The organism is Aliagarivorans taiwanensis DSM 22990 (assembly GCF_000429505.1).
Taxonomy (GTDB): Bacteria; Pseudomonadota; Gammaproteobacteria; order Enterobacterales; family Celerinatantimonadaceae; genus Aliagarivorans; species Aliagarivorans taiwanensis.
The window spans coordinates 82,248-102,990 of record NZ_KE386912.1 but is presented as its reverse complement, the minus strand read 5'-3'; the positions used below and the strand labels follow the sequence as shown (position 1 = coordinate 102,990).

Annotated in this window: 20 protein-coding genes; 8 read left to right on the top strand and 12 right to left on the bottom strand. The window is 54.2% G+C overall.

The window, feature by feature from the left end:
* Nucleotides 1-179: 179 nt before the first annotated feature.
* From G462_RS0121120 to G462_RS0121090, 7 genes are all read right to left on the bottom strand, one after another.
* Nucleotides 180-554 (bottom strand): hypothetical protein, encoded by a 375-nt coding sequence (locus G462_RS0121120; RefSeq protein WP_026960731.1) that lies wholly within the window; start codon nt 552-554, stop codon nt 180-182.
* A gap of 83 nt (nt 555-637) precedes the next feature.
* Nucleotides 638-1,537: a LysR family transcriptional regulator gene (locus G462_RS0121115; protein ID WP_026960730.1), complete on the bottom strand. Its 900-nt coding sequence runs from the start codon at nt 1,535-1,537 to the stop codon at nt 638-640.
* A 124-nt stretch (nt 1,538-1,661) separates the two neighbouring features.
* Nucleotides 1,662-2,090 carry a universal stress protein gene (locus tag G462_RS0121110; RefSeq protein WP_026960729.1) on the bottom strand — a complete coding sequence of 143 codons (429 nt, stop codon included), beginning with the start codon at nt 2,088-2,090 and terminating at the stop codon, nt 1,662-1,664.
* A 10-nt stretch (nt 2,091-2,100) separates the two neighbouring features.
* On the bottom strand, nt 2,101-4,689 hold the full coding sequence (locus G462_RS0121105) for a TRAP transporter permease (protein ID WP_026960728.1): 2,589 nt from the start codon (nt 4,687-4,689) through the stop codon (nt 2,101-2,103).
* A 91-nt stretch (nt 4,690-4,780) separates the two neighbouring features.
* Nucleotides 4,781-5,755, bottom strand: coding sequence for a TAXI family TRAP transporter solute-binding subunit (locus G462_RS0121100; RefSeq protein ID WP_026960727.1), 975 nt, complete (start codon nt 5,753-5,755; stop codon nt 4,781-4,783).
* Nucleotides 5,756-5,941: 186 nt separating this feature from the next.
* Nucleotides 5,942-6,769: a beta-keto acid cleavage family enzyme gene (locus G462_RS23680; protein ID WP_035478640.1), complete on the bottom strand. Its 828-nt coding sequence runs from the start codon at nt 6,767-6,769 to the stop codon at nt 5,942-5,944.
* The gene (locus G462_RS0121090) at nt 6,769-8,115 is read right to left on the bottom strand and encodes an aspartate aminotransferase family protein (protein WP_026960726.1); all 1,347 of its coding nucleotides are present in this window, start codon (nt 8,113-8,115) and stop codon (nt 6,769-6,771) included. Before G462_RS0121090 ends, G462_RS23680 begins: the two co-directional genes overlap by 1 nt.
* A 106-nt stretch (nt 8,116-8,221) precedes the next feature.
* Between G462_RS0121090 and G462_RS0121085 the strand changes: the two genes are divergently transcribed.
* The 5 genes from G462_RS0121085 to G462_RS0121070 all read left to right on the top strand — a co-directional run bounded on the left by G462_RS0121085 (nt 8,222) and on the right by G462_RS0121070 (nt 13,183).
* Nucleotides 8,222-9,124, top strand: coding sequence for a LysR substrate-binding domain-containing protein (locus G462_RS0121085; protein ID WP_026960725.1), 903 nt, complete (start codon nt 8,222-8,224; stop codon nt 9,122-9,124).
* Between the two features lie 207 nt (nt 9,125-9,331).
* Nucleotides 9,332-9,901, top strand: coding sequence for a DUF1800 family protein (locus G462_RS25090; RefSeq protein WP_211234255.1), 570 nt, complete (start codon nt 9,332-9,334; stop codon nt 9,899-9,901).
* Nucleotides 9,831-10,835, top strand: coding sequence for a DUF1800 family protein (locus G462_RS23675; protein ID WP_211234254.1), 1,005 nt, complete (start codon nt 9,831-9,833; stop codon nt 10,833-10,835). The genes G462_RS25090 and G462_RS23675 overlap by 71 nt, the downstream gene beginning before the upstream one ends.
* A 5-nt stretch (nt 10,836-10,840) precedes the next feature.
* A complete protein-coding gene (locus G462_RS23670) occupies nt 10,841-12,691 on the top strand; it encodes a DUF1501 domain-containing protein (protein ID WP_051326912.1) in 1,851 nt (616 codons plus the stop codon).
* A 162-nt stretch (nt 12,692-12,853) separates the two neighbouring features.
* Nucleotides 12,854-13,183 (top strand): PepSY domain-containing protein, encoded by a 330-nt coding sequence (locus G462_RS0121070; protein ID WP_035478638.1) that lies wholly within the window; start codon nt 12,854-12,856, stop codon nt 13,181-13,183.
* Nucleotides 13,184-13,252: 69 nt separating this feature from the next.
* On the opposite strand, the gene G462_RS0121065 is transcribed toward G462_RS0121070, so the two are convergent.
* The 4 genes from G462_RS0121065 to G462_RS0121045 all read right to left on the bottom strand — a co-directional run bounded on the left by G462_RS0121065 (nt 13,253) and on the right by G462_RS0121045 (nt 17,247).
* Nucleotides 13,253-14,374 carry a M20 family metallopeptidase gene (locus tag G462_RS0121065; protein ID WP_026960723.1) on the bottom strand — a complete coding sequence of 374 codons (1,122 nt, stop codon included), beginning with the start codon at nt 14,372-14,374 and terminating at the stop codon, nt 13,253-13,255.
* An 86-nt stretch (nt 14,375-14,460) separates the two neighbouring features.
* Nucleotides 14,461-14,922, bottom strand: a complete 462-nt coding sequence (locus G462_RS0121060) for a YjiG family protein (RefSeq protein WP_026960722.1) — start codon at nt 14,920-14,922, stop codon at nt 14,461-14,463.
* Nucleotides 14,922-15,647 (bottom strand): nucleoside recognition domain-containing protein, encoded by a 726-nt coding sequence (locus tag G462_RS0121055; protein WP_026960721.1) that lies wholly within the window; start codon nt 15,645-15,647, stop codon nt 14,922-14,924. Before G462_RS0121055 ends, G462_RS0121060 begins: the two co-directional genes overlap by 1 nt.
* Before the next feature lie 298 nt (nt 15,648-15,945).
* On the bottom strand, nt 15,946-17,247 hold the full coding sequence (locus tag G462_RS0121045) for an inosine/guanosine kinase (protein WP_026960719.1): 1,302 nt from the start codon (nt 17,245-17,247) through the stop codon (nt 15,946-15,948).
* A gap of 287 nt (nt 17,248-17,534) precedes the next feature.
* Here G462_RS0121045 and G462_RS0121040 point away from each other — a divergent pair, with 287 nt between their 5' ends.
* From G462_RS0121040 to G462_RS0121030, 3 genes are all read left to right on the top strand, one after another.
* Nucleotides 17,535-17,948 carry a phosphate-starvation-inducible protein PsiE gene (locus G462_RS0121040; protein ID WP_026960718.1) on the top strand — a complete coding sequence of 138 codons (414 nt, stop codon included), beginning with the start codon at nt 17,535-17,537 and terminating at the stop codon, nt 17,946-17,948.
* 268 nt (nt 17,949-18,216) lie between these two features.
* Nucleotides 18,217-18,900, top strand: coding sequence for a PEP-CTERM sorting domain-containing protein (locus tag G462_RS0121035; protein WP_026960717.1), 684 nt, complete (start codon nt 18,217-18,219; stop codon nt 18,898-18,900).
* A 287-nt stretch (nt 18,901-19,187) separates the two neighbouring features.
* Complete coding sequence (locus G462_RS0121030; protein WP_026960716.1) at nt 19,188-19,514, top strand: hypothetical protein; 327 nt, start codon at nt 19,188-19,190, stop codon at nt 19,512-19,514.
* A 12-nt stretch (nt 19,515-19,526) separates the two neighbouring features.
* On the opposite strand, the gene G462_RS24125 is transcribed toward G462_RS0121030, so the two are convergent.
* Entirely contained in the window at nt 19,527-20,432 is a 906-nt protein-coding gene (locus tag G462_RS24125; protein WP_051326911.1) for a LysR family transcriptional regulator, read from the bottom strand.
* Between the last annotated feature and the right edge of the window lie 311 nt (nt 20,433-20,743).

Here is a 20,743-nt window from a genome sequence, read left to right as displayed (position 1 = left end):
CTCGCTAAACCGATATCCCCTAGCAACCTCAAGAAGCTTGTTCAGCGAGATTTGCCGGTCCCTCGTGAAAGGCACTGTGCCGCCGATCTAGTGGTCTAAATCAAGGAGCGGTAACGCAGGGAGGCTGTCCAGTTGTTGGACGTTATCCGCATGATGAGGATGTCGCTTCCCGGTAATTATCATCGTTCCGCCTCTATCAGTATACCTAACTCGCTATAGGGCTTAAGGTCGTTGTTGCCGGCTAGGATCACTTTTTGGCCGAGTTGGATGGTGGTGCGTATACACGCTTGTTTGGCGCGCACCTCCAGCTCATCTACCACCACTGGGACGGCTTGGTTGTGCTCAGCCAGATAAACCAGCGGCAAGCCATGCATTTCGGTTAGTGCCGATCTGGGCAGACAAAGCCGCTGATTTGACTGGATCATGGAAGTGTTGACCGTGATAACTTGCACCGAGTGTGGGTGCTTATCGGCGGTTTCTACCTTGCTCTCGCATGCGCTCAATGCCAGCAATGAAAAGCCGATGATGCTTAGCTGAGAAGAACTGATAGACATACTTACGCTCTCCAATACTGGATAGTGAAGTAGTGTAAAGCAGTCACTTTGTATCTAATAGTGTTTAGAGGCAATACTCAGCGTCACATTGAACGTGTCAATCTAACGCTGCTGGGCAATTCCGCTTTCAGATAGTCAATGAACAGCTGGTTGGCGAGCGGCAAGCCGTCGCGCTTGGGGAACACGATGTAGGCATTGGTGGGGGCCGACTGGTATTGCGGAAGGATATTGATAAGTTCTCCGCTATCAATATGAAAGTGCGAGATCAGGTCGGGGATAAAGCCGGCAGCCTGCCCATCAAGTACAATTTTCAGTAGTAAGCCCAGACTGTTAGTGGTGAGCTTGCGTTGCACCTTGACCTTGCCTTTTAAGGTCTCCCACTCGTCTTCTAACTCACCATCGGGCCAACGCAGGCACACGCAAGGTAGGTGCGCGAGAGCGGCCAGTTCCATTGGCACCCCGTGCTGTTCGATAAACTGCGGGCTAGCAACAATGCGACTGGAGAACTCAGCAAACTTTTGCACCACCAGATCGGATGGGGTGAGCTCGCCAGCATGTAGTGCCACATCTAAGCCTAGTTGGTGGAAGTTACTGTAGCTGCCAGATGTCATAAACAGCTCGATCTCAATTTCTGGGTAGAGCGCCTGAAAGTCCCCAATCAACTTGGTGGTGCGCATATCAGAGCTGGGGGGCAGGCCGAACTTGACCTTGCCAGAGGGCACTTCATTGGCCGCCTTTAAGTTGTTATGGGCCTGGTCGAGGGCATCCATCGCCACAGTGATGTCATTGTAGTAGAGCTGGCCGATTGGGGTCAGGCTTAGATGACGGGTGGTGCGGTTAAACAAGGTCACGCCCAGCTCTTCTTCTAGCTCGGCGATACGGCGGCTTACATTGGCCCGAGGCAGATCGTTGAGCTTCGCCACCGACGAGAAGCTACCGTGTTGCACCACGCTGATAAACAGCGCCAGATTTTCAGTACGCATTGAGTATTCCCTACAACAATCCACCAGCGCTAAGAACGCTTGTTCGAATGGCTTAGAAAATAAGGCGTCTGTTAGCTATTGGCAAGAAAAACAAAGGGATAACCAGCTGGCTATCCCTAATAAGTTACTTGACCACCAACACCGGTATCGGTGCGCGCGATACCACTTTATTGGCGACCGAGCCCAGCATCCCCTCGCTGACGCGAGAATGCTTGTGGCTGGCCAAGGCGATAAGTTCTACCTTGTGTTTGGCCGCGTACTTGAGGATCACATCAGCAGGCTTACCTTCTTTGACAAGCAGGCTGTAGTTGAGCCCGCTGTCGCCTAGGTGCTTATCGGCAAACTCCTTGAGTTGCTGCTTGGCCACTTTACCAAAGTGCTCAAAGCTGCCTTTGGGGAAGAACGAACCGACCATTGGCATTTGATAACCGGGTACTACATTAAGCAGCCACAGTTGCCCGTCGTTATCGAGCAGTTGTGCGGCTTGCTTAATTACCTTGTCGGAGAAGCCATCCTCCGATAGATCTACCGGAACCAGAATTGTACGGTACATGGTTAGCTCCTTATGCGGGTGTGGACTGCATGCGGCGGCGTTGGTTAAACGCCAGCAAGAACAAGATGAGCAGGGTAGGAATAAACACCCATTCCTTGTCTGGCCGATCCGCTTTCTTTTCGATGCCGGTCAAAACCCAGTCGAAATCGACACCGGATTTCTCGGCGGCGCTGCCAAACACCACTAAGTCGACCAGCCAGCTCTCTTCTTCCTGACGTAAAATCAGCCCCATCTGTTCGAGGCGTTGCTCGGCGTCGCCGACTTCCTCTTCCAGCTGCAGCGATACCGTGCGTTTAACCTCGGCACCCTCCAAGGTTTCACCCTCGAACTTAAGTTGAATAAACTGGCCCTTGTTGAGTTTCTCCACCTCGGTGGTAATGGCGCTCGGCGGCAGTTGTTGCGACGGCGGATAGATCTGATCCCACCAAAAATCGGGGCGGAACAGGCTAAAGGCAATCAGTAGCAGTGCCAGTGACTCCCACCAACGGCTCTTCACAAACCAGTAGCCTTGGGTGGCGGCCGAGAAGCAGAGAATCGCCGCTGTGGCGCTAAAGATGGTGATGATCAGGTGCCAGAATGAGACGATATCAATCAACAACAGCTGGGTGTTGAAGATAAACATAAACGGCAGGATGGCGGTACGGATATCGTAGGTAAAGCCCTGGATACCGGTCTTAATCGGGTCGGTTCGACCAATGGCTGCGGCGGCAAACGCCGCCAGTCCCACCGGGGGCGTGTCATCGGCGAGGATCCCGAAGTAGAACACAAACAGGTGCACCGCAATCAGAGGCACGATCAGTCCGTTCTGTGCGCCCAAGGACACAATCACCGGCGCCATCAGGGTCGAGACCACGATGTAGTTGGCGGTAGTCGGCAGACCCATCCCCAGCACGATACAGATCATCGCGGTGAAGATCAGGATCAGCAGCAGGTTACCGCCGGAGATAAGCTCCACGAACTCGGTCATCATCTGGCCCAGACCGGTGAGGGTCACGGTACCAACCACGATGCCAGCGGTGGCGGTGGCAATACCGATACCTACCATGTTGCGCGCGGCTTGAATCATACCGTCGACAAAATCGTCCCAGCACACCTTAAACTGTGCCAGCCACTCGGCCTCGTTACGGAACCAAGACTTAAGCGGCTTGTGGGTTAGCACCACTGCAATCAGTGAGACCACGGCATAGAAGGCCGAGGTTTGCGGCGAGTATTGTTTTACCGCCAGCGCCCATAGCAGCACCACAATCGGCAGGCCAAAATACAGGCCCGAACAGATGGTTGGTTTGGGCTCTGGCAGGTGGTCTAACTCGATGCTGTCATCGTCTTCGGCCAGATCTGGATACTGAGCCGACAGGCGCACCAGCAGCACATAGCCCACTAGCATCACCACCATCATAATCAGGTAGCCAGTGCCGCCAAGGGTATCTTCCAGGAAGGTCGAGCCGTAGTACACCACCGCACCTAAGGCGAACATGATAATAGTGGAGCTACACCACGAGAGCATACGCTGGGCGATGGTGGGGCGATTGAGGCGCTGAATGCCCTTCATATTCAGCTTGCAGGCCTCTAGGTGCACGATGTAGAACAGCGCCACGTAGGAGATCAGCGATGGCAAGATGGCATGGCGGATCACCTCGATATAGGGGATGCCCACATACTCCACCATCAAGAACGCGGCTGCACCCATAATCGGAGGGGTGAGCTGGCCGTTGGTGGAGGCCGCAACCTCTACCGCACCGGCTTTGGAGGCCGGAAAGCCGACTCGCTTCATCAGTGGGATGGTGAAGGTACCGGTGGTCACCACGTTGGCAATCGATGAGCCAGAGATAATCCCGCTCAGGCCCGAGGAGACCACCGCTGCTTTCGCCGGGCCGCCACGCATGTGGCCGAGCAGCGAGAACGACAGTTTAATCAGGTAGTTACCTGCGCCTGCTCGGTCAAGTAGTGACCCTAGCAGTACAAACAGGAATACAAAGGCGGTGGATACCCCCAAAGCAACACCAAATACCCCTTCGGTGGTCAGCCATTGGTGGGAGGCCACCTTGTTGAGGCTAGCGCCCTTGTGGGCAATCACATCCGGCATGTGCTGGCCAGCGAAGGTGTAGGTAAGGAACACCACGGCAACCACAACAAGTGGTGGACCTAGCGCCCGGCGCGCTGCTTCCAGCAGGCAGACCATACCCACTACGGCACAGACTAAATCGCCAGTGCTGGGGATACCGATACGCAGGGCCAGCTCGTTGCGGAAGATCAACAGATACAAACACGAGCCAGACGCGCCAATGGCTAGCAGCATATCGAGAATACTGATGCTGTTATGGTTGGCCCGTTTGCTGGCTGGAAACAGAGAAAAGGTTAAGAAGGTGGCAAAGGCCAAATGGATAAACTTCGCCTGATCCTCATTGAACTTGGCAAAGTCCAACATAAATGGCAGGGGCGAAGCGTACCAAAGCTGAAAGGCTGACCACGCGATCAACAAGCCGACAATCAGCTTGCCCATTGGACCAGCCAACTGACGACTACCGGTTTCCGAGCTAAGTAGCTCTTCAACCTCGTTGTCGTTGTTGGCAGGCGTTTGGGAGGGTTCGGAATTACTCATCAGTCGATCCCGCTAGCTTAAATAAGTGGAAGGGCCTGAAGATCAGGCCCTAAGAGGCACGGCGGGCTAGCCGCCGTGTGGTGCAAGAGGATTAAAGCAATCCTGCTTCTTTGTAGTATTTCAGTGCGCCGGGGTGCAGAGGAGCACTTAGCGAGTCTTTAACCATCTCTTCTTTTTTCAGATGGGCAAAGGCTGGGTGTAGCTTTTTGAATGAATCGAAGTTTTCGAATACTGCTTTAACAACTTGGTAGATCAGCTCGTCATCAACAGCAGTCGAGGAAACGAAGGTCGCACCCACACCGTAGGTCATCACATCTTCATCACTGCCACGGTACATACCGCCAGGTACTGCTACTTTACGGTAGAAGTCATTCTCGCCAACCAGCTTGTCTACTTCTGGGCCTGATACTTCTACGATCACGCTATCACACGAGGTGGTGGCTTCTTTGATGGCGCCACTTGGGTGACCTACTACGTATACCATCGCGTCGATCTTGTTATCACACAGCGCTTTGGCTTGCTCGGCCGCTTTCAGCTCAGAGGCCAGGGCGAAGTCGTCGTTGGTCCAGCCTTTGGCTGCCATCAATACTTCGATGGTACCGCGCTGACCAGAGCCAGGGTTACCGATGTTAACGCGCTTACCTTTCAGGTCGTCGAAGGTTTTGATGCCAGAGTCGGCACGGGCAACCACGGTGAAGGGTTCTGGGTGGATAGAGAAAACTGAACGCAGCTCTTTAAAAGCGCCCGCATCAGCAAACTTGCTGGTGCCGTTGTAGGCATGGTACTGCCAGTCAGATTGGGCTACCGCCATGTCCAGCTCGCCAGCGCGAATGGTATTAATGTTGTAAACCGAGCCACCAGTACTTTCTACTGAACAGCGGATGCCGTGCTCTTTGCGGTCTTTGTTCACCAAGCGACAGATTGCGCCGCCAGTCGGGTAATAGACACCGGTAACACCGCCGGTACCGATGGTAATGAAATCATTAGCTTGCGATGGAGCTGCAACACCCAAACTGAATAGGGCGCCAAGACTTGCTGCAGTGACGTAACTCTTTAATGTTCGCATAATTAATCCCTTATTTTACTCCTAGTAAGTCACAGAAAATAGTGACCCGGCAATGCCATTTACTACTAATGGATATGTCAATTAAAGGCTAATTGACCGCCATAGTATTCAAGAATAGTTTGCCAGCCTACTTTGTACGATATTTGCTGCATATTTTCATGGTCAAGTCTGTGATCAATCCTATTTTTATGACCAAGAACAAGCAATTAGCTCTCGCATTTGACAGTTGGTAAGGACTGCGATATCTGCCTTTGCCAGCTGATCCTGCAGCGTTACTATCTGGCTGGCGTTAGAAAGCGCTAACTCACCGTCTTGCTGATAGATGTTGTTTTCAAAGCCGATGCGCACATCGCCGCCCAGTTTGGCGGCGGCCAGCAAGCATGGCAGTTCTTGTAGGCCAAAGGCACATACCGCCCAGCGGATGTCGCCAAACTGCTTAATCCAAGGCTGAATCTGCTCTAGCTGCTGCGGTTGAGGCTGTAGGCCCTCTTTGCTGCGGCCCAGTACCAATAAAAGGTGATGACCGTTTGCAGGAATGGTGCCATCGCTACGCAAGGCCAGATAGTGCTGGATATCCTGCTCGCTGTAGAGGATGAACTGCAAGAAGATCCGCTGCTGCAAGGCCCACGTGCAGAACTGGCCGAAGCTATCTTGATAGCTAGCATCGGGCATCAGCTCGCGCAGCGCCACTGAGGCGGCCTCGGGTTTGAGGGTCTCAATAAGATGGCGCTGCTGCTCAGGCTGATAACGGCCGACCGCTTCAGTGGTCAGTTGGATGATAACCTCACCATCTTGCTGCCTGACCGCCTCAATCACGTGCTGATTGTCGACAACCTCCAGACTGTGTAGTCCGACGCTGTCGCGGGCATGTAGATGCACCATTGCAGCGCCTGCTGCTGTACAAGCTTGCACCTCATTGGCGATTTCCTGTGGGCTGATGGGTACCGCGGGTTGAGTCTGTTTGTCGAGCCGCGCGCCATTGGGGGCGACGATAATCGCAATTGGCTGGTTCATCAGGCCACCTTCTCGGCGGCTGCCATACGGGTTTGCTGGTCAATGCACTCGCTTAAGGTGGCCACTACCGTGTCGATTTGTGCCTGCTCGATAATAAACGGTGGTGCCAGCAGGATATGGTGGCCGTTTTGACCATCGATGGTGCCAGCGTTGGGGTAACACATCAGCCCTTTGGCAAAGGCGCTTGCCTTGATCTTTTTGTCCAATCCGTTGCTTGCAGGGAAGGGGGTTTTACTGGCCCGATCAGCTACCAGCTCTAGGCCCCAAAACAGCCCGCGCCCGCGAATATCGCCCACGTGGGGGTGGCCGCTAAAGGTCTTGCGCAGTTGCTGCTGCAGATACTCACCTTGCTGTTTCACCGCCCCCAGCAGGTTCTGCTGCTCAATGGTTTGCATCACCGACAGCGAGGCTTGCATGGCACAGGCATGGGCCAGATAAGTATGGCCGTGCTGGAAGTAGCCCGTGCCACTGGCTACGGTGTGGTAGATATCGCGGCTAACAATGGTTGCACCCACCGGCTGATAGCCCGCCCCTAAGCCTTTGGCTACCGCGACAATATCGGCTTCGATGCCCTCTGCGGCGTGGGTAAACCACTCACCGCAGCGGCCCATGCCACACATCACCTCATCGAGGATCAGCAAGATGCCGTAGTGATCGCAGATCTCGCGCACCCGCTTAAAATAGCCCTCAACCGCCGGCAGGGCACCGGCGGTCGCACCCACCACGGGCTCGGCTACAAAGGCAATCACGCTCTCCGGGCCGACTTCCAGTAGGCGTTGCTCTAGCTCATTGGCCACCCGTTTACCGTACTGGCTATCGCTCTCATCGGGGAGCTTGTCGCGATAGGCATAACAGGGGGCGATATGTTCAGCTTCCATCAGCAGCGGTGAGAACGGGGCGCGTCGCCACTGGTTGCCACCAACGGCCAAAGCGCCCAAGGTGTTGCCGTGGTAGCTCTGGCGACGGGCGATAAAGCGTTTGCGTTGGGTCTCGCCACGTTCCACAAAGTATTGTCGGGCCAGCTTTAGCGCGCTTTCCATCGCCTCAGAGCCGCCGCTGACAAAGTAGCAATACTCAAGTTGGCCAGGCGCTTTGTCGGCCAGAAACTCCGCCAGCGCTTCGGCGGGGTGGTTGCTGAAAAAGCCGGTATGGGCAAAGGCCAGTTGGTCTATCTGCTTATGCAGTGCTTCGCGGATCGCCGGATGGCTATGGCCGAGGCTGGATACCGCTGCGCCGCCGCAGGCGTCTAAGTAGCGCTTACCTTGTGAGTCAATCAGATAGATGCCATCGCCTTGGCTGGCAATCGGCAGGGCGTGGTGGCAGTGTCGTTGGAATACATGACTCATCGCTATTAGCTCCGTTACGCGTTAAGGCTTTGTTTTACCGTTGCTTGAGCGCTGGGAACAAGTGATTTATTCTCAGTGGTATTCCTTTTGCTCATGGATAGAGTCGATGAAGTCCAAGGTTCCTCCTCTAAATGCACTCCGGGTATTTGAAGCAGCGGCGCGTCACCAGAGTTTTTCCAAGGCTGCGCAAGAGCTGCATGTTACTCAGGGCGCGGTGAGTAAGCAGATCGCCGTACTGGAGAGCTTTCTTGAGCAGCGCTTGTTTGAGCGCAAGAGTAAGGGCTTGGCGCTAACCGAAGCCGGCCACAGCTACCTGCCCAATATCTCACAGGCGATGCGGCTGATTGAGGATGCCAGCGCCGGGCTGATCCAAGAGGCGGGGAGCCGACAACTGCTGAACATCGATGCCATCCCCTCGTTAAGTTCGCTGTGGCTGATCCCGCGCTTGAACGCGCTCAAGGCCAGCTTTCCTGCCTTGGACATCAACCTGAAGATGGGCGATGGCCCGTTCTCCTTTGAAGACAGCGAGGCCGATGCGGCGATCCGCTGCCTACCCATGGCCAAGCACTACCAAAACGCCGAGCTGTTGTGCGAGGAAGAGCTAGTGCTGGTGGCCCACCCGGCGTTAGTCAGCCACAACCGTTTGCAGCAGGTCAGCGATATCTTCGAGTTTCCGCTGCTGCGGCATATCACCCGGCCGCAGTTGTGGATGCAGTTCTGGGCCACCTATTTTAGCGGCGAGAGCCTGCCGCACCCGCCGCGCTATGGCAATGGCTTTGAGCATTTCTTTCTCTCCTTAGAAGCGATCCGCAAACAGCAGGGTTTGGGGTTGCTACCGCGCTTTTTGGTGAAGGAGTGTTTGGAGAGTGGCGAGCTGATCAATCCGCTGGAGCTGTCCTTTGCCAGTGGCTATGGCTACTACCTGTTGGTACCTAAATATCGGCGCAGTAACTCGACGTTGGCCCGTCTAAGTGAGTGGCTAAAACAGCAACTGAGCGGCAGTGTTTGATGCGGTTACGGGGTCTGAAATGAGAAATGTATCAATAATATTGTCAATACCAGCGAATTCTTAACCGATAAATCATCTTTATCAGGTATGCCCTTTCTATAGTTAGCAAGGCGTCGATTATCTTTCGGGGTCGAATTTTGTTCGACAACCGCGTATTAAAGGTCTCTGACGTTCAAGGATGTAACCGTCATAACTAGAGAGGATCTTATGGAAGGACTAACCACTCGGCAGGCAGCCCGATTTCTCGATATGGCCACCATGGGGGTGAAGCCGCAAGAACTGGAAGACTTGCTCAGCCTGGACGACCGACAGGCGTGGATTTCTGAGCAGGTCAATATTGACTACCAGCGCCATGTCGAACGCACTCAATACCAACAGCAGCAGCGTGGCGAGGCCCAGGCAAGTCAAGATATGCGGGTGTGCGCCTGGTTCGATATCGCCCTGTGGGGCAGTGCGCAGCTGCGTCAGCGGGTGGCCTTTGCGCTCAGTCAGATTCTGGTGGTGAGTGATAAAGATGCCAACCTGGCGGCCCACCCTTTAGCTTTGGCGCATTATTACGATTTGCTCTCAGAGCACGCCTTTAGCGATTACAAAAGCTTGCTCTACCATGTGAGCCGCTCACCGGTGATGGGCCACTACCTTACCTTTGTTGGCAACCTGTCGAAGCAGGCCAGTGGCGTCGACCCGGACCAAAGCCCGGGAAGTGATGCAGCTGTTCAGTATCGGCTTGTATCGCCTCAACCCCGATGGCAGCCAACAGTTGGACGGCAATGGTAACCCCATCCCCAGCTACGATGACAACGACATAGAAGCGCTGTCGCGCACCTTTACCGGCTGGTTCGCCGATGGCGACAGCATGACCGCACCGATGGTTGCCCATGATGCCTGGCACGATATGGGGGAGAAGCTGGTGCTTGGCAAGACGGTATCGGCGAACTTGGGGGCCGATGAGGAGCTGGATGTTGTGTTGGAGATCCTGCTCGACCACCCCAATACCGCGCCGAACATTAGCCGCTTACTGATCCAGCGTTTGGTTAGCTCCAATCCGCGCCCGGCCTATGTGCAGCGGGTTGCCGAGGTGTTCACCAACACTCGTGGGGACTTGGAAGCAGTCGTCAGAGCGATTTTGACCGATCCCGAGACCTTGCTTGAGCATGATCTGCATGTGGCCAAGCTGCGCGAGCCAATTCTGGCGCTGTGCTACGTATATCGTGCCTTAGCGGCCTTTCCCAAAGGCGGTGGCGATATCGTCTATAACAGCATGAATTACGCCGAGAGCTGCCAGCAGTACCCGCTGGGTGCCGACTCGGTGTTTAACTTCTACCAACCCGACGACAGCCCGCAAGGGGAGTTGGCGGATAACGGCCTGGCGGCCCCAGAGTTTAAGATTGTTAACTGGTCGCAGAGCATCAAGCTGTCCAATGTGTTCTACAAACTGGCCCGAACCTATGGCCAAGACCGCAACAAGAGCAACAGCAAAACCGAGCTATACATTGCGCCGTTGGAACTGGAAAACGCCATTGAAGAGTGGCGCTTAGCGGATGCCTTCCGGCTGCTAGCGGCAACCTTTTTAAATGGAGAGATGAGTAGCCAGCTCACCGAGCGGCTGCAGGCAATCTGCGAGGCTCACTCGGTGAATCGGCGACAAGACGCGGTCTGGAAGATCATCTTTTTTACCGTTTTCTCGCCCGAATTTATGGTGATGGAGTGATGGCTATGGATATTTCTCGTCGCAGCTTTCTAAAAGGGGCCGCTGCCCTGTCTGGTTACTCCATGGCGCCGTTTGCACTCACCTTGCCTGCCGGTGCGTTGGCTGCAGAGGGCGATGATTACAAGGCCTTGGTGTGTGTGTTTCTCCCCGGCGGCAGTGATTCGTTCAATATGCTGCTACCCGCTGAGGGGCCGAACTACGATAACTACGTGATGGAGCGGCCCAATGTGCATCTCACCGCCTCTGAGATCCTCGACATCCCCGGATTTACCGATGAGCTGGGCCAACTCGTCCGTCTGACCTCAGCCATGCCTAAGCTGGCGCAAATGATTGCCCAGGGGCGGGCCACCGCGCTACTTAACGTGGGCACACTGATTGAGCCCACCGATAAAGACAACTTTGATTCAGTACTCCGGCCGCCCGGCCTGGGGGCGCATAACAGCCAGCAAGATGTCTGGCAACGAAGCTGGAATGGCAGCGGCTATCATGATTTTGGCTGGCTGGGGATGGCTTTGGACCTGCTCAATGGCATAGATCAGCCAGTGCTATCGAACAGCTTAGCGGTGCGCAACGATGTGATCTTGCAGGGCCAGCGAGTGGCGCCATTAGAGCTAAGCGATGGCGAGGTTGGCGCGATAGAGGCGAGCAGCCAGTCGAACACCATCAAAGACAATATCCAACAGATGCTGGATAAGCCGTGGGGCTCGGCGTTCTACCATGAGTATTTGTCGGTGGTCCAAGAGATTGTCGATTTTCAGTCTGAGCTGGATGCGCTGTTTGCCGCCTTCCCCGAGGATGAATCGATTCCCGATACTGATATTGGACGGCAGATGCGCACGGTCAAGCGGATGGTGGATGCGGCCACCGCGCTGGGCCATCAGCGGCAAGTATTTTGCGTCAAGATGGGCGGCTTCGATACCCATAGCGACCAGCGCCCCGGTCATGAGGAGCGACTGGCGCGCATCGATGACGCGCTGGCCGCTTTCTACGATAGCCTGGCGCAAGCCGGTTTAGAGCAGCAGGTGGTCAGTTTTACCCTGTCCGAGTTTGGCCGCACCATCCAAAACAACGGCAACCTCGGCACCGACCATGGCTGGGGTGGTAACCAGCTGGTGTGGGGCGGGCCGCTCAATCGACCCGGCAAGGCCTTTGGCCGCTACCCCGAGTTTGTCCGCGATGGGGTGGATGCCCGTGATAACAAGTTTATCCCAGCGCATTCTAGCGAGCAGATGGCAGCCACGCTTTGTCGCTGGTTGGGGCTCTCTGAGACCAGTATCGACCTGCTGTTTCCGTCGCTGCACCCGGACAACGATAACCCCTTCCCGAGTCGTTATCTCGGCTTCCTCGGTGAGGGCTTACCCTCGTCCACCGTGCTGGTGGCGGAAGACTGCTTTGTCCGCAACGGTCAATACAGTGAGCTGAACTACGACGGGGAGAGCCTGATGGTGAAAAGTGGCGCCATCGATTACAACCGCGAGGCCTACCTCAAGTTCGATGTAAGCAATGAGAAGCTTGCCTCGGTGCGCCAACTGTTGCTGCGTTTGTATGTGGTGCAAGTGGGCCGAGATGCCAGCCGCGATGTCTCGGTCTCTCTGGCATCGACGGATTGGGATGAACAGAGCCTGACTCGCCCTGGGGTTAGCAGCGCTGGGCGCAGCGTAAGCGAGGTGAGGCCCGATCACAGTGAGCAATGGGTGGAGTTCGATATCACTGCGCTGGCACAAAACGCAGCAGACACATCGCTGTTGTCGCTGTGTGTGTCGGTCAGCAGTGCTTGGTCAGATCAAAGCCATCTGTGGTTTGCCTCTAAAGAGTCGGCACCGGAGCTGATGGCGCGTTTGGTATTTAACTATTGAGCACTTGATGGTGAAAGCTCAATGGTAAGCACTCAATGGCGGGTTGAGGCCGCAAGCGCTAAGCGTATTTGGCAGCCTCAACTAGACTTTCTGGTTCACGCGATTGCCCCAACTAAAGCCAGAGGCTAAAACCAGAGGCCAAACCCAGGAGAGGAGAACCCCATGAGAAAACCCTTACTACTCACCGCAGCGGCATTGACCCTTGGAGTGTTCAACAGCCCTGCCTATGCGGCCGACCACGCACTGGTCACCGAGCAGCAAGCGGTGGAAGCGGCATTGGCTGAGCTAGGCGTGGAGGTGCTGGGCGTTCGCTTTGACGAACCGGATACCCAGTGGGATGTGTTTATCAAACTCGGCGACAACGCCTATGAGGTTGAGGTAGATGCGGCCAGCGGGAAGATCGTTGCGGCGGAACAAGAGAGTTTGGCGGAGGTGCAAGCAGAGCTCTCTGGCGATCTCTCCCATGAAGGCGTTGCAGGAGATGTGGACTAGCTGAACGTAAGGTGTAAAAAAAGCGGCCACGGGCCGCTTTTTGCATTAGGACACGATAACTAGCAGCGCTTAGCCGGCCAGCTTGGTCACAACGCGCATTAGTAGGTTGATACGCTCTTCGATGGTGTTCAGCTCCAGGAACTCGTCTGCGCTGTGCATAGCGCCGCCTGCTGGGCCAAGGCCGTCAAGGGTAGGGATACCCATAGAAGCGGTCAGGTTAGCGTCAGAGCCACCGCCTACTTCTTGGAAGGTGATGTCCAGACCCATTTCGCTACCAGCAGCTACTACGGTTTCCATCAGCGCTTCAGTTTGCTCAGAAGGAACCATTGACGGCTTGTAGGCTTCGCGGTCTAGCTCGATGCGCACACCGTCTACGAATGGCTTCTCGGTCATCGCGCGCAGCAGGGCGTCACGGCCGTTGAACTCTTCGTTGTCCCAGTAGCGGGCATCAACAAAGATCTCACAGAAATCAGCCACGATGTTGGCACCTTCACCGCCTTTTACTACGCCGGTGTTGAAGGTGGTACCGGTGCTCAGATCGGTCATATCGTTGATCGCCAGTACCCAGTTCGCCATCTCAGTGATTGCGCTGCGACCTGCGGTTGGATCGTTACCTGCGTGAGCTGCTTTACCGTGGAAGCTAATGCGGTAGCGCGCCATACCTTTACGGGCTTTAACCAGTGAGCCGTCAGCGCGAGCCGCTTCTGCGACTAGTACTTGCTTGGCAGTTTTCGCAACGCCAGCCAACCACTCAGCAGAGTGGGCAGAACCGGTTTCTTCATCTGGGTTCATGCACACGGCGATAGACAGCTTGTCCAGCACGCTAGCGTCGAGGTTGCGCAGGGCGTAAACCACGTTCAGCAGGCCAGATTTCATGTCGGCAACACCTGGGCCAAAGGCGCGATCGCCTTCAACGCTCATTGGACGCTCAGCGGCGGTGCCCACTGGGAATACGGTGTCCATGTGACCGATGAACATGATGTCAACGTGGTCAGCTTCAGGCTTGTTGCGTACTTCAAGGCCGGTACCGGCAGGGCCACAGTCGATGCGTTTTACATCCCAGCCCAGGTCTTGGTATTTGCCTGCCATCAGGTTAGCGATAACCTCGATGCCTTCAACGGTGAAGGTACCGCAGTCTACGTTAATCAGTGGACGCAGTTCGTCCAAGTATTCATTCAAAGAGAAGTTCATTCTTAACACTCCAGTGAGGTCTGGAAGAAAAAGGGCAGCACCGTAGTACTACCCCCTGTAATCATTGCTGTAAGCGAAGTATTCGCTTAGATGATGATGTTCATCAGCAGCATAGAGGCGAAGGCGTTAATCACAGAGATAACGATCATCACTGGAATGTAGCGACCTTCGGTACCGATAGGACCAAGGATACGGCCCAGGTACTGAACCTGTGAGCCCATCAGGTAGATGGCAGGAACCATAATTGCGATGTGCTCACCGGTCATGATGCCAGCGTCAAACAGTGAGATAGCAACACCTACAGCGCCGCCCATAGACATCCACGCACCGATCAGAACCGCGGCAGCTTCACCCGGCAGGCCAAATACAGCCATGATTGGAGCGAATACAGTACCCATCAGGTCCAGTGCACCGGTCAGCTGAAGTGCTGCGATGATCACGAAGGCCATCAGTACGTTTGGTACGGTAGAGGTACTTGCGATGATCCAGCCTTTCTTAGCGCCAGCAACGAAGATATCGGTAATCATTGGTTTTTTAGCGGTAGACATTAGGCTTTCTCCCCTTCGATAGCAGTTTCAACAGCTTTCTTACCGGCTTTACCTTCGGTCAGGTTCAGGTACAGCTTGAACAGGTTGGCACCTACAAATTTGAAGATGAACATGATGCCTACAGCGAATGCGATAGAGGTAGGTACTACAGACTCACCCGCAGAGTTGGTCAGGGTGTACAGTACCGCGCCTGAAGAGAAGGCGTTTACGATGGTGGCACCTGCAGTGAACTGGAACATCGCAAAGATGTCAGTTTCGCGTTTAGTCAACTCACCGTCGTCAGCGAGCTGGCGAGTCATTGCAGAGCCTGCATCGGTGCTTTGCAGAGATGCGATAAGCGCCATACCGGTCGAGCCTGGGATAGAGGCCAGAGGGCGTAGCAGAGGAGTCAGCAGCTTACGAGCCGCTTCCAGAGCACCGTAGTGTTCGAATACCGCGATCATGCCCATTGCGAACATAACGGTAGGAACCAGAGTCAGGGCGAACATGAAGCCGTCACGAGCACCGAAACCGCCTGCGCCACGCATGGTGGTGGTGGTGACGTTGATGCCATCTGCAGATTCGGTGACAGCGTTAGCCATGGTACCGAAGCTACCGTTCAGGGTGTTGAAATCGAATACGCTAAGTGCGCCTTTACCCTGAAGCAAGCCAGAGAAGAAGATAATCGCGGCCGCCAGAGCGATATAGGCGCCGATGGAGACCTTACGGTCAGTGGAGTTACTCATATTGTTACTCTCGATGGTGGTTGTTTTTATCTGAATCGGTCAGAAAGCGCCTTCTTTCAAACAAAATTCCATCTTGGTAACGCGATAGCAGAATATGATGCTGCCGATATTCTCTCCATTTGAGCTTTTTTTGGCTTGATCTGGATCAATTTTCTGTTCTGAAAGCCCATCTCTTTGGAGATGAGGGCCAAGCATGAGATCTTGGCCCTGTTAGCGGTGATAACTTGTTGATTAGTGGTAATGACCAATTTCAATCAATAGCTTGGGATTATATTTCGCGCATTCTGTGTTTTGCCGATTAACGTTCCCAATAGGCCTCTTCGAGGCTGTCTTCACGCTCGGGCAGGCCACGTGATAAGCGGGGGCTGTGTTGGTTCAACACCTCGTAGCTAACCCGGTTCGCGTATTTACAAATTTGTGAGAACGAGGAGTAGCACAGACAAGGGAAGTTGTGCTTCACCGATGCGGGCAGGTTCTCTGCATGGAAGGTGTTGGCAGCAATATCATGCAGCAGCGCTGAGAGGGCGCCATCGCCCGCGCCATTGGTGTTGTGGATCTTCTCCGGGCCACCCATGTACGGTGAGATGTGTGAGTAGACCTTGAGCGGCTGCTCGCAGTCGGCTTGGCGCATCGGGCGTGAGAACTCGAAGCGGTTATAGTCGGCAACGCCATTGCTTTGCAGGTCGTGGGTGGTCTCGCGGGCGTTTTGCTGATCGGTGTAGCCTGCCATATACAGCCCTTCTGGGCCTGCGGTACACAGGATCAGGTCACACCATTGTAGGGTTTGCTCACAGGCTTTCAGTGGATGCTTCTCACCGGTCAGCGCTTCGGCTTCTTCTTCGTTCATCGCCAGCACGCTTACGTGCTGGGCGATAAAGTCACGCCAGAACTGCGGGTCAGATTCAATCAAGAAGCGGGTACCAAGGGTTAGCACTACCGGCACGTTAGCTGCGTTGGCGTATTCGATGGCCTGCATGGCCGCCTCGGAGATCGGGTCACCGCCAGAGCGCATCAGGTAGGCCGATACCACCAGTGCAGAGCCCTCTTGGACCAATGCTTTATCGATGGCCTCGGGCTTGAGCTTGTCCATCGCACCCTTAGAGATGGCAAAGGTGCGTTCACCACAGCCGCTAATCAGGGTAAAACAGCGACCAATTGGGCCGTCTACCGCTTGTAGCTGGTTAAGGTCGACCCGCGATGAGGTGTTGCACAGGTAGCGATAGGCATAGCCGCCCACCTGAATATTTTCACTCATCACCCCAAACATCACCGAGCGACCATCGGCCAGGGTGGAGTAGTTGTGCAGGGTATTGCCGATGGTGCCACCGGCATGCTCAGCGCTGATCAGGTTGTGCTCTTTGAGCTCGCTGTAGAGGCGGTGTGCGGCCTCATCGTCGATAAGTAGGGAGTTACCCTTCACCAGATTATGCCGGGCAATAAATTGCTCATCGACTTTGGCTTCAATATCAACCAGGGTTTGCTCGACACCACAGATATGGGTGCGAACCGGTGCCTTTACAGGGGCGCTTTGCGGGTTGATGGGCTGACGGGCTTCTACTGGGAAGTAGTGTTTCGACTTACGTTGACCTGGAAATCTCATTGCAGCGATCGCTTGTTGGTAATCAGTGAGCTTTATTTTGCAGTGTAGCCGCGCTTTGGGCAGCGGGAGCGGGATTCTACCATAGCTTGAGACAGTTGCTAGAAAAAAAGCCATCTTCTAACAAGGGGCTAAGATTAATGTGAAATGGCAGTAAATGCCGAATTGGTAGTTAGATATTCCGCAGGGATATGCAAAATCGATAGAGTGTTCTGTAATCATTTGTTAAAATCGCGCCTCATTTGTAACACTCCGTCATAACTTAATCTTGAAAGGGGCGCTGCTTTATCATGCCATCCGAGTTTCCTAAAACCCTGAAAAAGCCGTTCATCGGCTTGTTTAACATTATGGAAGCCGCGATTTGTGTCGCGATTACCATTGCTACCTTGGTGGCGATGGTGAACGAGGTCTACAACATCATCATCTACCGTGACATCCTGTTGTCAGACATCTTGTTGATGTTCATCTATCTGGAAGTCTTAGCGATGGTGCATCACTTTGTCGCCTACGGGAAAATTCCAGTACGTTACCCGCTGTATATCGCGATTATGGCGATTGCCCGTTACATCACCTTGGGCATGAAAGAGCTCGATGGGGTGTACATCATCTGGCTGTCACTGGCGGCGTTTGTGCTAGCTGCCTCGACCATGATCATCCGCATCGGCCACCACTACTGGCCTTACGAAGACGACGAAGACAACTAGGCAGAGATTGTGTTGCTGTTCGAGAAAAGGAGCCTGATGGCTCCTTTTTTAATACTAGCGAAGCGACCAGCAAACTGTCGCTATTTGGCAAAGCTGCAGTTGTCGTCTAAATCGGCACTAACAATAATCAGTGTCACTTTGTTTTACATTTTTATCAGCATCTTTCAAGGCCCTTCTATTAAGTAATGACTAAACAGAGGCTTGCAGCAGTTGGCGCAAGCTTTGCGTGGCGCTTGCTGGTTTTTTACCAAAAGACAAGGAGGTGTATATGAAAGGCGTTAAATGGGTGAGTGCGGCGCTGTTAGCCGGGGGGCTGGTTAGTACGTCGGCAAGTGCCGCAGTGATTAGTTACTTCGGCTACGAGCGGGATGAAAGCAGTAACATCGTTGTTGGTGGTGGATTGGAATGGCTACAGTGGACTGAGACGACTGGGCGTTCGCTAGTTGATTTCACCCTCAATGCGGGTGGCGAGTTTGATGGTTGGCGGCTGGCCAACCTCAGTGAGGTCAGCGGGCTGCTGCTGGACTTTGGCGTATTGGATATCGCTGGCGGCCAGACCCTGCTTACAGCCCCGTTTGCTGCAGGCGAGAGTAGCGTGCACGACAGCTTTATCGAACTATTTGGGATCACCGATGATGGCAGTCAGTACTCCTATGAGTATCTTGACCCGTTTGCAGGTGCAGCTGCGGTGTTTGCCAACGGTGACTTTGTGTCGGTGATGTCTGATTGGCAGGGTACCTTCCCTAACAGTAATGTGGTGTTGGGTGGACCGCACTCGGCTGGCTATCAGGCGAATGCGGAGACCCCGTTCGATAGCTTCAACACCCGCGGCTTGGCGTTAGTTCGCGATATCTATGAGTCGCCACCGAGTGGTGAGGCCCCAGAACCTGCGTCAATCGGCTTATTTAGCGTGCTGTTAGCGGCGCTTAGTTGGCGAAAGCGCCGGGTTTGACATACCAATGGCCGGTCTTGAGCCTTGGCCGGCTTGTTGCCTGTTGTTGGTAACTGTTGTTGGAAACTATTGTTGGTAACTGCTGTTGGTCACTGTTGCTGTTAACTGTTAGCGCCTGCAGGGCACCGTTTGTCAGCATTGGCTGTGTTTAAAAAATGAACTGGCGATGTGTGATCTAGATCAATTTACAAATCGTCAGAGCGGGCATAATCTATCGCTCGTTTTTTGTTCACTCTATCAATTCGCTTGCCCCGGACGGCCGCGTACTTTGTACTTTGGAGGTCTCCGTGGAAAATCTGATCTTATTTCTCTATCCCTTTAGCTGGTTGGTGGCCTTAGCCTCATTCACCCCGCAGATCATCCGCCTGATGCGCACCAAGAGCGCGGCCAACGATATCTCTTTGGTCAGCTGGAGCATGTTCCAATGTAACGCCATCCTCGGCTGGAGCTACACGGTGCTGGTAGTCGGTGACCCCATGCTGATGGTGACAAGCTCTCTAGTATTGACTGCGAACGTGTTGATGCTGGGAACCCTCATCTACAAGCGCACTAAATACCGTGAGCCACGCCAACCGGTCATGGTGAACTGGCTCTTGAGCGAGGCGCTTTACTAAGCACCCCACGACTTACTCTTGCTCGGCGAGTAACTGGCGCAGGCTTTGCTCCAGCCATAGGTACTTAGGTGAGCGATAGTGGGAGGTGTCGAACATCAAGCTGAGCTCGGCAGTGAGCTGGGCTTGTTTGTGATAAATGGGCACAAAGCGGTAGTGCTGTGAGTCGAGCTTATCAAGTAAACAAGCAGGCGCTGTCAGTACCAGGTTTTGTTGTTGCACTGCGCGCAGCACTAAGTTGAGGTGCTGGGCACGAAATAGCGGCTGGTAATGAATGCCACTGATCGCCTGCACAAACAACTGCTCATCGTTAAATTCTGGGATAATCAACGCTGCTAGATTCAGCACTGTCATCTGCTCTAAGTTAAAGCTGCTGACCTGGGGGTTAAAATCGGCCCGGCAGATGGCGCCATGGGGCTGGGTGGCTACCGTTGCGTAGCACAGATCCTTGCTGATTTTTTTCGGTGAATAGCTCAGTGCAAAATCCAGCTCACCGCTTAACAGGCGCTCACGAGTGTTACTCGAATAGGCATGCAGCTCTACTTGCAGTTCAGGGCAATGTTCGTGCAGAAAGGCATAGATGGCATAGCCATGGGTTTCCGCCAGATAGGCGTTGAGCGCAATCCGGCAGTGGCCCTTAAAGCCAATCGGATTGAACACTTCGCCTTCCAGGCTGCGCTGCAGCTCATGAATGGCTTTGGGCAGGGTGCGCGCCAGCTCTTCCGCGCGTTCGGTTAGCTTGAGGCCGCGGCTGTGTCGCAAGAACAGTGGGTCGTCCAATTCTTCACGCAACTTTGCCAGCGAACGGCTAACGGCCGGTTGGCTGGTTTGCAGTTTTTCTGCCGCTTTGTGCGTGTTCTTTTCCTGTAGCAATACCAACAGGGTTCGAAGCAAATTAAGATCGAATTTGGCGAAGTCCACTTAGCATCCTTGTTATCAGTGGGTCGGCTATCCTGCAGCGCAAAAAGCGGTGAGTAAAATATAAATAAAACTTTCACACGCTAGCGAAAGGTTCCTTTAATCCTAGGTTGTCGGCTGGCAACTAGCATTCTCGAGGAAAGCAGAATAAGCCCAAGGGGCCTAAGCCCCCCAGGCTCACTCGCGCTAGGAATCGTTAAGTTATTGACCTAAATGATATTCATTGAGGTACTGTCGTTGTGTGAACAGGTTTTGGTCAATCTTGCTTACTCAGCCTCGACATGCTTAACGCGGCGTTTGTAGCAAGTTACTTG